This window comes from Aquimarina sp. Aq78 (genome assembly GCF_900299525.1).
Classification (GTDB): Bacteria; Bacteroidota; Bacteroidia; order Flavobacteriales; family Flavobacteriaceae; genus Aquimarina.
The window spans coordinates 1-1,275 of sequence record NZ_OMKA01000010.1; the positions used below are offsets into that span (position 1 = coordinate 1).

The 1,275-nt window shown below is 45.0% G+C and carries 1 protein-coding gene; it reads left to right on the top strand.

Going from position 1 to position 1,275, the window contains the following annotated elements; genetic code table 11:
- The coding region (locus tag DG435_RS09105; RefSeq protein ID WP_159098253.1) for an HYR domain-containing protein at positions 1–1,275 on the top strand (1,275 nt) is incomplete at both ends.

Sequence of the window (1,275 nt, forward strand, 5' to 3'; positions counted from 1 at the left end):
CAAACGGTAACAGTGACTGATAATATAGATCCAACAATCAGTTGTCCAGCCACAGTAAACGTCAATGTTGATGCTGGTTTATGTACAGCGAGTAGTGTAGCTTTAGGTACACCTACTACAGGAGATAATTGTGCAGTAGCCAGTACAACCAATGATGCACCGGGAGTTTTCCCATTAGGAGATACGACAGTGACCTGGACAGTCACGGATAGCTCAGGAAATACAGCGACCTGTACTCAGACTGTAACGGTAACCGACAATATTGATCCAACGATTAGTTGTCCAGCCACAGTAAACGTAAATGTTGATGCTGGATTATGTACAGCGAGTAGTGTAGCTTTAGGTACACCTACCACTTCAGATAATTGTGCAGTAGCCAGTACAACCAATGATGCACCTGGAGTTTTCCCATTAGGAGATACAACAGTGACCTGGACAGTAACGGACAGTTCAGGAAATACAGCTACCTGTACTCAAACGGTAACCGTGACGGATAACATCGATCCAACGATCAGTTGTCCAGCCACAGTAAATGTCAATGTAGATGCAGGCTTATGTACTGCGAGTAGTGTTGCTTTAGGTACGCCAACTACAGGAGATAATTGTGCTGTAGCCAGTACAACCAATGATGCACCAGGAGTTTTCCCGATAGGAGATACGACAGTAACCTGGACGGTAACGGATAGTTCTGGAAACACAGCTACCTGTACACAAACGGTAACCGTGACGGATAACATCGATCCAACGATCAGTTGTCCAGCCACAGTAAATGTTACTGTAGATGCTGGTTTATGTACTGCAAGTAGTGTTGCTTTAGGTACACCAACCACTTCAGATAATTGTGCAGTGGCCAGTGTAACAAACGATGCACCCGGAGTTTTCCCATTAGGAGATACGACAATCACCTGGACAGTAACGGACAGTTCAGGAAATACAGCTACCTGTACACAAACGGTAACGGTAACGGATAATATTGATCCAACAATCAGTTGTCCGGCCACAGTAAATGTTACTGTTGATGCAGGTCTATGTACCGCAAGTAGTGTTGCTTTAGGCACTCCAACCACTTCAGATAATTGTGCAGTGGCCAGTGTAACAAACGATGCACCGGGAGTTTTCCCGATAGGAGATACGACAATCACCTGGACAGTAACGGACAGTTCTGGGAATACAGCTACCTGTACACAAACGGTAACCGTAACCGATAATATAGATCCAACAATCAGTTGTCCAGCCACAGTAAATGTCAATGTTGATGCCGGTCTATGTACTGCG